Below are 8,666 nucleotides of genomic sequence, written 5' to 3' on the forward strand. Positions count from 1 at the left end.
GAGCTTCTCCGGCGCCTCCCGCTGGATGATCCTGCGCATGCGCAGCTGCGAGAAGCAGATGACCAGCCAGACGAACAGCGCGACCGCGCGGGAGGCCCCAGCCTCAGCCGACCTCGACGAGCAGGTCGCCGCCTTCCACCTGCTGGATGCGGTTGATGGCCAGCCTGGTCACCGTGCCGGACCTGGGGGCGGTGATCGCGGCCTCCATCTTCATCGCCTCGATGGTGGCCACGGTGGCGCCGGTCTCCACGTGGTCGCCCTCGGCGACCGCGAGCGTCACCACACCGGCGAACGGCGCCGCGACGTGTCCGGCCTTGGTCCGGTCCGCCTTCTCCGTCGCCGGCACCTCGGAGGCCGCGGCGGCGTCGCGTACCTGGATGGGGCGCAGTTGGCCGTTGAGCGTGGACATCACGGTGCGCATGCCGCGTTCGTCCGCCTCGCCGACGGCCTGGAGCTCGATGAGCAGCCGGACACCGGGTTCCAGGTCGACGGCGTACTCCTTGGCGGGCCGCAGCCCGTAGAAGAAGTCCTTGCTGTCCAGCACGCTGGTGTCGCCGTAGGCCTGGCGGTGCGTCTCGAAGTCGCGGGTCGGCCCGGGGAACAGCAGCCGGTTGAGCGTCGCGCGCCGGGACTTCTGCAGGCCCGTGCGGTCCTCGTCGGTCAGCTCCGCCACCGGCTTGGCCTGCGCGCGGCCCTGGAGTGCCTTGGTGCGGAACGGCTCGGGCCAGCCGCCGGGCGGTGTGCCCAGCTCGCCGCGCAGGAAGCCGATCACGGAGTCGGGGATGTCGAACCGGTCCGGCGTCGCCTCGAAGTCCTCCGGCGTCACCCCGGCGCCGACCAGGTGCAGGGCGAGGTCGCCGACCACCTTGGACGAGGGGGTGACCTTGACGAGACGGCCCAGGATGCGGTCGGCGGCCGCGTACATCGCCTCGATCTCCTCGAAGCGGTCGCCGAGGCCGAGGGCGACCGCCTGGGTGCGCAGGTTGGACAGCTGACCGCCAGGGATCTCGTGGTGGTACACGCGTCCGGTCGGCGAGGCGAGGCCCGCCTCGAACGGCGCGTAGATCTTGCGGACGCCCTCCCAGTACGGCTCCAGGTCGCCGACGGCCTGGAGGTCCAGACCGGTCGGCCGCTCGGAGTGGTCGGTGGCGGCGACGATCGCCGACAGGGACGGCTGCGAGGTGGTGCCCGCCATCGAGGCGACGGCGCCGTCCACCGCGTCCGCGCCGGCCTGGACGGCGGCGAGGTAGGTGGCGAGCTGGCCGCCCGCGGTGTCGTGGGTGTGCAGGTGCACCGGCAGGTCGAACTCGCGGCGCAGCGCCGACACCAGCGTCGCGGCGGCCGGGGCGCGCAGCAGGCCGGCCATGTCCTTGACGGCCAGGACGTGCGCGCCGGCGTCCACGATCTGCTCGGCCAGGCGCAGGTAGTAGTCGAGGGTGTACAGGCGCTCCGACGGGTCGGACAGGTCGGCGGTGTAGCACAGGGCGACCTCGGCGATCGCCGTCCCGGTCTCGCGCACGGCGTCGATGGCGGGGCGCATCTGGCCGACGTCGTTGAGCGCGTCGAAGATCCGGAAGATGTCGATGCCGGTGGCCGCGGCCTCCTGGACGAAGGCGTCGGTGACCTCCGTCGGGTAGGGGGTGTAGCCGACGGTGTTGCGGCCGCGCAGCAGCATCTGCAGGCAGATGTTGGGCACGGCCTCGCGCAGGGCCGCCAGGCGTTCCCAGGGGTCCTCGGCCAGGAAGCGCAGGGCCACGTCGTAGGTGGCGCCGCCCCAGCACTCCAGGGACAGCAGTTCGGGAAGCGTCCGCGCCACGACCGGGGCCACCGCGAGGAGGTCCTTGGTGCGCACCCGGGTGGCGAGCAGCGACTGGTGCGCGTCACGGAAGGTGGTGTCGGTGACGCCGAGGGTCCGCGACTCGCGCAGCCGCCGGGCGAAGCCCTCCGGGCCGAGCTGCACGAGCCGCTGCCGGGAACCGGCGGGCGGTTCGCCGGCGGGCAGCGGCGGCAGCTTGGTCACCGGGTCGATCAGCGCGGGGCGCTCGCCGTGGGGCTTGTTCACCGTGACGTCGGCGAGGTAGGTGAGCAGCTTGGTGCCGCGGTCGGCGGAGTGGCGGGCGGTGAGCAGGTGCGGCCGCTGTTCGATGAACGACGTGGTGACCCGCCCGGCCTGGAAGTCGGGGTCGTCCAGCACGGCCTGCAGGAAGGGGATGTTCGTGGCGACGCCGCGGATGCGGAATTCGGCCACGGCGCGCCGGGCCCGGCCGATCGCGGCCGTGAAGTCGCGGCCCCGGCAGGTGAGCTTGACGAGCATCGAGTCGAAGTGGGCGCTGATCTCCGTGCCCGCGTGCGTGGTTCCGCCGTCCAGACGGATGCCGGAGCCGCCCGGGGAGCGGTAGGCACTGATCCTGCCGGTGTCGGGGCGGAAGCCGTTGGCCGGGTCCTCGGTGGTGATGCGGCACTGCAGGGCGGCCCCGCGCAGGGTGACGGTGTCCTGGGAGAGCCCGAGATCCGCGAGGGTCTCGCCGGCGGCGATGCGCATCTGCGCCTGCACCAGGTCGACGTCGGTGACCTCCTCGGTGACCGTGTGCTCGACCTGGATGCGGGGGTTCATCTCGATGAACACGTGGTGGCCGTCGCGGTCGAGCAGGAATTCGACGGTGCCCGCGTTGCGGTAGCCGATCTCGCGGGCGAACCGCACCGCGTCGGCGCAGATCCGCTCCCGCAGCGCCGGATCGAGGTTCGGGGCCGGCGCCATCTCGATCACCTTCTGGTGGCGGCGCTGGAGGGAGCAGTCCCGCTCGAAGAGGTGGATGACGTCGCCCTGCCCGTCGGCGAGGATCTGCACCTCGATGTGGCGGGGGTCGACGACGGCCTTCTCCAGGAAGACGGTGGGGTCGCCGAACGCGGACGCCGCCTCGCGGGAGGCCGCCTCGATCGACTCGCGCAGCGTCGCCGGGTCCTCGACCCGCCGCATACCGCGTCCGCCGCCGCCCGCGACCGCCTTGACGAACACCGGGAAGCCGATGTCGTCGGCGGCACGGACCAGGGCGTCGACGTCAGTGGAGGGCGCCGAGGACCCGAGCACCGGCACACCGGCGGCCCGGGCGGCCGCCACCGCGCGGGCCTTGTTCCCGGTGAGCTCCAGCGTGCCCGCGTCCGGCCCGACGAACGTGATGCCCGCCTCCTCGCAGGCCCGGGCCAGCTCCGGGTTCTCGGACAGGAACCCGTACCCCGGGTAGACGGCGTCGGCTCCCGCCCGGCGCGCCGCGCGGACGATCTCCTCGACGGAGAGATAGGCCCGCACCGGGTGCCCCGGTTCGCCGATCTCGTAGGCCTCGTCGGCCTTCAGCCGGTGCAGCGAGTTGCGGTCCTCGTGCGGGAAGACGGCAACGGTCCGCGCACCCAGCTCATAGCCGGAGCGGAACGCGCGAATCGCGATCTCGCCACGGTTGGCGACCAGCACCTTGCGGAACATCCTGGATCCCTTCGGCCTGCCGATGACGAGGACCATGGTGTCCGCGACGCCTCCCCGACGCCATGTGAGCCGGGCCACTGACCCGGTGTGGTGCGGATTGTCCGGCGGCCCGCGCGGGGGCGGGCCCCCGGGAGCCGTGGCGCTCCGGCCCCGGCGGACCGAGCCGATGCCGTCGGGACGCGCGTCCGCCTCCCGGACCGCTCCCCCGGCGGGGCGCGTGACGGCCGCGGCCGGCGTCGTGTCACCGCCTGTCGCCGAACGCCCGCGGAATGGTCCGTGATCGGTAACGGACGGATCCCGCCGCGTCCTCCCTCCGTCCTGACGTGTGCGCAGATCACGGACACGGCGAGGAAAAGGGGCGGACATGACGAGGCGTGGCGGACGGGGATGGCACGGCCGGGTGCTCGCGGCGGCGCTCGGAGTGACGGCGGTGGCGGCCGCGGCGTCGGTGTGGACCGCGCAGGCCGACACCGTCGCCGGCCGGCACACCGGAGCGGGCGTCGAGCGCCCCTCGGCACCGGGCGGCGGACCGCAGCGCCCCGCGGGGGCACCGGTGCCGGCGGACATCGCGCACGCCTCGGACCACGGCCCCCGGGGCGTCAACATCACCATCGACGACGGACCCGACCCGGTCTGGACGCCGCAGGTACTGCGGGTGCTGCGGGAGAACGGGGTGAAGGCCACGTTCTGCATGGTGGGCACCCAGGCACAGGCGCACCCGGACCTGGTCAGGGCGGTCGTGGCGGCCGGGCACCGGCTGTGCGACCACACCGTGTCCCACGACACCACCATGGACACCCGGTCCGAGGCCTACCAGTCCCAGCAGATCCTGGACGCCGAACGCATGATCACTGAGGCGTCGGGAGGGGTCAGGCCGCTGTACTACCGGGCCCCGGGCGGTGCCTTCACCCCGTACAGCCGCCGCCTCGCCGCGGCCCGGGGCATGCGGCCGCTGGGCTGGAACGTCGACTCCAAGGACTTCGAACGGCCCGGCACCCAGGCCATGGTCGCCACCGTCGAGAACGAGATCTCCAACGGCCCGACCGTCCTCTTCCACGACGCGGGCGGGGACCGCTCCCAGACGGTGGCCGCGCTGCGGGAGGTGCTGCCGTGGCTGAAGGAGCAGGGCTACTCGTTCGGTTTCCCGGTGCGGTGAGCCCGTGGCGGCGGCGGCGGTCCGGGACGGCTGGCCCGCCTGCTGCGTGGGGGGGGCGTGGTCCGGTCGGCGCCGGCCCGTGCGCGGGCGGGCCGTCGCCGACTCCGCGCGGCGCGCCGGGCCTTCCCGCCCGCGCGCTTCCGCGGCCCCCTCCCGCCGCGCAGGGGCGACGCGGCGCGGCTGGTCACGAAGCCGGCGAGCGCCGTCGGCGGCCTGCCCCGCCCGGTCGTGGTCACAGATGGGAGAGCCCGAAGGAGACCAGGAAGCCGCAGGCGATGATCAGTCCGAGTGCCAGGCGGGTCTCCTCGAAGGCCTCCGGGATCATGGTGTCCGCGACCATGGCCAGGATGGCGCCCGCCGCGACGGCCGTCACCGCGGCCACCACGGCCGCGGACAGGCCGCCGAGCACGGCGTACCCGAGCAGCGCGGAAAGCGCGCTGGCCGCGGCGATGGACCCCCACACCCCGAAGACGTAGCGCGACCCGCGTCCCGCCGCGCGCATGCCCGCCGAACTGGACAGCCCCTCGGGCACGTTGCTGATGAACACGGCCGCCACCGTCACCAGGCTGACCGCGCCGCCGTCGAGCAGGCTCACGCCGATGGCCGCCGACTCCGGGACGCCGTCCAGCAGCGCGCCGAGCGCCAGGGCACTGCCCGAGCCCGCCTGCTGCTCCTCGGACGGCTGCTGCTCCCGGTGGCCGGACCGCTTGCGGTGCCGGGCGCCGCGGCGGGCCAGCCACACGTTGCCGCCCGTGTAGGCCGCCGCCCCGAGGAGCGTGCCGACCGCCGTCGGCACCAGGCCCGCCTCCTTGTGGGCTTCGTCGAGCAGTTCGAAGGAGACGGCGGCCAGCAGCACGCCGGCGCCGAAGGCCATCACGTACGCGATGACGCGTTGCGGCACCCGCACCAGATAGCCGAGCGCCGCCCCCAGCAGGAGGGCCGATCCGGCGAGCAGGCCCCACCCACCGGCGACCAGAGCATCCGTCATGTTCCGTGGGTACCCCGTGAGCCGTCTTCCATGATCCCGCGCGGCCGATCAGCCGTGGCCCTTCCCTGCTGTCCGGCCCTGCGCCTTGCCGGATGCGCCGGCCGGCCAGGTCCTGTCCGACCCTGCGCGTCGTCGCCCGAAGGGCGGCCGCGCGGCGTCAGGTGCGTGCTCCCGGCGTGCCGGCCCCAGGCCCTCGTACTGGACGTACTCGGGTCCGGGGCCGGTGCGGCGAGCGGGGGTACCCCCTGCCCGAGCCAAGCCGAGAGCCTGGGGGAGCGTGCAGGGCCTCGCGCGGCAGACGCGCAGGGTCGGACAGGGCCTAGCGCGCGCGGCCGGGCCCGGCGTGGGCGGGAGCGCCCTCGGCCGCCTTCTTGTCGAGGCCCGGGACGTCGTGCCGGGAGGCGCCGCCCTCCTTCTCGCCGGAGGACGTCCGGTGTGTGGCGGCCCGGGCTGCGGCCTCGGTCACGTCGGTGCCGCCGGCCGAGGCGGTGCCGCCGGCCGGGGATGTGCCGCCGGCCGGCGCTTCGGTGGCGGTGGAGCGGGACGGTCCGGACGCCGGACGGGACGCGGGCCCGGGCGTGTTCGGGTGGGCAGCGGCTGTCCCGGGGGACGCCTCGGGAGAGGCGGAGTCGGAGGGGGGCTGGGCCATTTCCGAGGTGGGCGAGCCGGATCCCGCCCGTTCGTCACTGTGCGCGCCGGTGCCCGGAGTCATGGCGAGGGTCGCTCCCAGAGCCGCCGAGAGCGCGGTGAGGGCGGTGCCGACGGCGAGGCGGCGCGTGTGCTTCGTCCGGCCGGTGTGCCGGGCCCTGCTGCGCGTCTCGGCGTCCGCCCGCGCGGAGAGGGTGACGGGAGACAGCGAGGACAGGGGGGCGTCCGCTATGGCGTGAAGCGGTGCGGCGCACAGGGCGGACAGCGTCCGGGCGCAACTCGCGGCGTCGGGCCGCTCCGTCTCGTCCTGAGCCGTCATGGCGCGCAGCAGGCGGGCCAGTTCGGGCGGCAGCGAGTCGGGGACGACGGGGGGCCGGTGCATGCGTGCCACGGCCGCCTCCAGCGGGGTTCCCTCGTACTCCAGGCATCCCTTCAGGCATTCGAGCAGGACCAGACCGAGCGCGTAGACGTCGACGGCCGGCCGGACCTCCCGGCCCATGACCTGTTCCGGCGCCAGGTAGGCGGCGGTTCCGATGAGGACGTCGGAGGCGGTGTGGTGGGTGGCGTTCACCAGCCGGGCGATGCCGAAGTCCGCGAGGTGGGGAACGCCGGACGCGTCCAGCAGGACGTTCGACGGCTTGATGTCGCGGTGCACGATGCCGGCCTCGTGCACGTGGGCCAGCGCCCGCGCGAGGGCGGCGCCGAGCTCGGCGACGCGCCGGGGGGACAGCGGACCGGCCGCGAGACACTCGCGCAACGTCTGCCCCGTGACCAGCTCCATGACGAGGTAGGCGCGTCCCTGGTGCCGGCCGGCGTCGTAGACGGTCACCAGCCCGGGGTGCTGCAGGCGGGCGAGAAGGACGGCCTCCTCGGCGAACCGCCGTTCCATGTCCGGGTCGGCGCCCGCCCGGAAGACCTTCACGGCGACCTGCCGTCCCAGGCGGACGTCGACGCCCTCGTAGACGTCGGCGGCGCCGCCACGGCCGATACCGGCGCCCAGCTGGTACCGGCCACCCACAGTCTCGGCGGACACCCGCTGCGTCGGCGGGAAGGCTGTTCGGGGGCCGTTCATTCGTCTCTCCGTTACTGTCACCGCGAGCAAAGCCGACAATCGACGCTGTGTGGCGCGGGTACCCGCTCCTGCGGCAGGCACCCGGGCCGTTTCGGTGGTCGCGGTCGATCACGGCGCCGGGGGCCGGTGTTTCACTCGCCCGGTGGGGCCGGCCGGGGCCCTCCGGTGACGGCGCGTCGCCCCGGAGCCGAGCCCTCCGGCCGGCCGGAGACGCGCTCGGGCCACCGGGTCGGCCGGCGGAGGGCGACCCGGTGGCCCGAGTACGGAGTGCGGTGCTTCGCTGGGAGGACTCAGCAGTTGATGTACATCATCTGCAGCCGCTCGAACGACTTGCCGCGGGGCGCTTGCAGCCGCACCGGTGAGGAGTCGCCCTTCGGGCCCGCCCAGTCGCTGTCGACGTGGCCGCCGCCGCGGAGCCCGCCGCGCACGAAGGGGCAGCGGCCGTCGGAGTTGGTGTCGTGGACCGTCCCGACAACCTTCGTGTTGTAGTTGCACCACTTGCCGTTGGCGAAGCCCTGGCGGCTGGAGATGGACCAGTTGTTGGTGCAGGAGTCCGCCGCCGGCGCACCGGGTGCGGCCGTCGCCGCCGGAGCGAGGGCGACGGTGCCGCCCAGCAGGGCGGTCGTGGCCAGGGCCAGGGCAAGGCGCTTGCGTGTACTCATGGATCCGATTCCCCTCGTCGGATGCGGCGCCGGTGGTCGGCCGGCGCCGGCACGATCCCGGACCGTGCGGGACGCCCGACAGCACGCGCGTCCCGCGCCCTGTCGAAACTAGGGCCGTGGCGTGCATGGGGCACGCGGTTTCCGGTCGCGTTACCCGAAAGGCTGAAAGGCGGTTGGCCGGGCGCCGCCACGCCGTCCGCGCCGCCCGGTCGGCGACTCCGGCACCGCGGCCGGTGCGCCACCGCCCCCTTCGGGGAGTTGGACGGCGGAGAGCAGGCCCGGCCCGGTACCGCCTGCCGCAGGACCCTGATCGCCCCTACCGCGTCGGCGGAACTTTCGTAGCCGGCCGCGGCGAGGCGTTCGGGGCCGTGCCCGACGCCGACTCCCGCGCCGGGCAGCGGACGTGAGCGGCCGCTGGGCCGGCCGCCGCGGCCCGGCCCGGCGCACAGGGGGCGGGCGCCGGTCCGGGCCGCTGTCCGGTGGTCCCTGGATTGCGGGGTGGGCATCGACCGGCTCGCGCAAGCACGTGCTGGTGCCGCGGCAGGCAACGTTCGCCCGGCGACGGGGCCAAGACGGGCAAGGCGCCCCGGCCCGAGTACGCCGAGGGTGCGCTGTTCCAGATGAAGTTCTACGCGCTGGTGGTCTGGCGGCTGAAGGGGATC

At 74.5% G+C, this 8,666-nt stretch carries 5 protein-coding genes and 1 pseudogene; 2 read left to right on the plus strand and 4 right to left on the minus strand.

The window, feature by feature from the left end; all coding sequences use genetic code 11:
* Positions 1 to 103 precede the first annotated feature (103 nt).
* Positions 104 to 3,478, minus strand: coding sequence for a pyruvate carboxylase (locus ABZ920_RS30290; RefSeq protein WP_361512003.1), 3,375 nt, complete (start codon positions 3,476 to 3,478; stop codon positions 104 to 106).
* Between the two features lie 364 nt (positions 3,479 to 3,842).
* Between ABZ920_RS30290 and ABZ920_RS30295 the strand changes: the two genes are divergently transcribed.
* Entirely contained in the window at positions 3,843 to 4,634 is a 792-nt protein-coding gene (locus ABZ920_RS30295) for a polysaccharide deacetylase family protein (RefSeq protein ID WP_361512006.1), read from the plus strand.
* Positions 4,635 to 4,866: 232 nt separating this feature from the next.
* On the opposite strand, the gene ABZ920_RS30300 is transcribed toward ABZ920_RS30295, so the two are convergent.
* The 3 genes from ABZ920_RS30300 to ABZ920_RS30310 all read right to left on the minus strand — a co-directional run bounded on the left by ABZ920_RS30300 (position 4,867) and on the right by ABZ920_RS30310 (position 8,004).
* Positions 4,867 to 5,622 (minus strand): ZIP family zinc transporter, encoded by a 756-nt coding sequence (locus tag ABZ920_RS30300; protein WP_361512009.1) that lies wholly within the window; start codon positions 5,620 to 5,622, stop codon positions 4,867 to 4,869.
* 319 nt (positions 5,623 to 5,941) lie between these two features.
* Entirely contained in the window at positions 5,942 to 7,342 is a 1,401-nt protein-coding gene (locus tag ABZ920_RS30305; protein WP_361512012.1) for a protein kinase, read from the minus strand.
* A 290-nt stretch (positions 7,343 to 7,632) separates the two neighbouring features.
* On the minus strand, positions 7,633 to 8,004 hold the full coding sequence (locus ABZ920_RS30310) for a hypothetical protein (protein ID WP_361512015.1): 372 nt from the start codon (positions 8,002 to 8,004) through the stop codon (positions 7,633 to 7,635).
* Positions 8,005 to 8,573: 569 nt separating this feature from the next.
* Here ABZ920_RS30310 and ABZ920_RS30315 point away from each other — a divergent pair.
* A pseudogene (locus ABZ920_RS30315) lies at positions 8,574 to 8,666 on the plus strand (recombinase RecB); the annotation flags it as partial.

This window comes from Streptomyces sp. NPDC046831, from assembly GCF_040645305.1.
Lineage (GTDB): Bacteria > Actinomycetota > Actinomycetes > Streptomycetales > Streptomycetaceae > Streptomyces.

Bases quoted from the DNA above. Each gene is read 5' to 3' on its own strand.
- ABZ920_RS30295 (WP_361512006.1), top strand. From the start codon at position 3,843: ATGACGAGGCGTGGCGGACGGGGATGGCACGGCCGGGTGCTCGCGGCG.
- ABZ920_RS30290 (WP_361512003.1), bottom strand. From the start codon at position 3,478: ATGTTCCGCAAGGTGCTGGTCGCCAACCGTGGCGAGATCGCGATTCGC.
- ABZ920_RS30310 (WP_361512015.1), bottom strand. From the start codon at position 8,004: ATGAGTACACGCAAGCGCCTTGCCCTGGCCCTGGCCACGACCGCCCTG.
- ABZ920_RS30305 (WP_361512012.1), bottom strand. From the start codon at position 7,342: ATGAACGGCCCCCGAACAGCCTTCCCGCCGACGCAGCGGGTGTCCGCC.
- ABZ920_RS30300 (WP_361512009.1), bottom strand. From the start codon at position 5,622: ATGACGGATGCTCTGGTCGCCGGTGGGTGGGGCCTGCTCGCCGGATCG.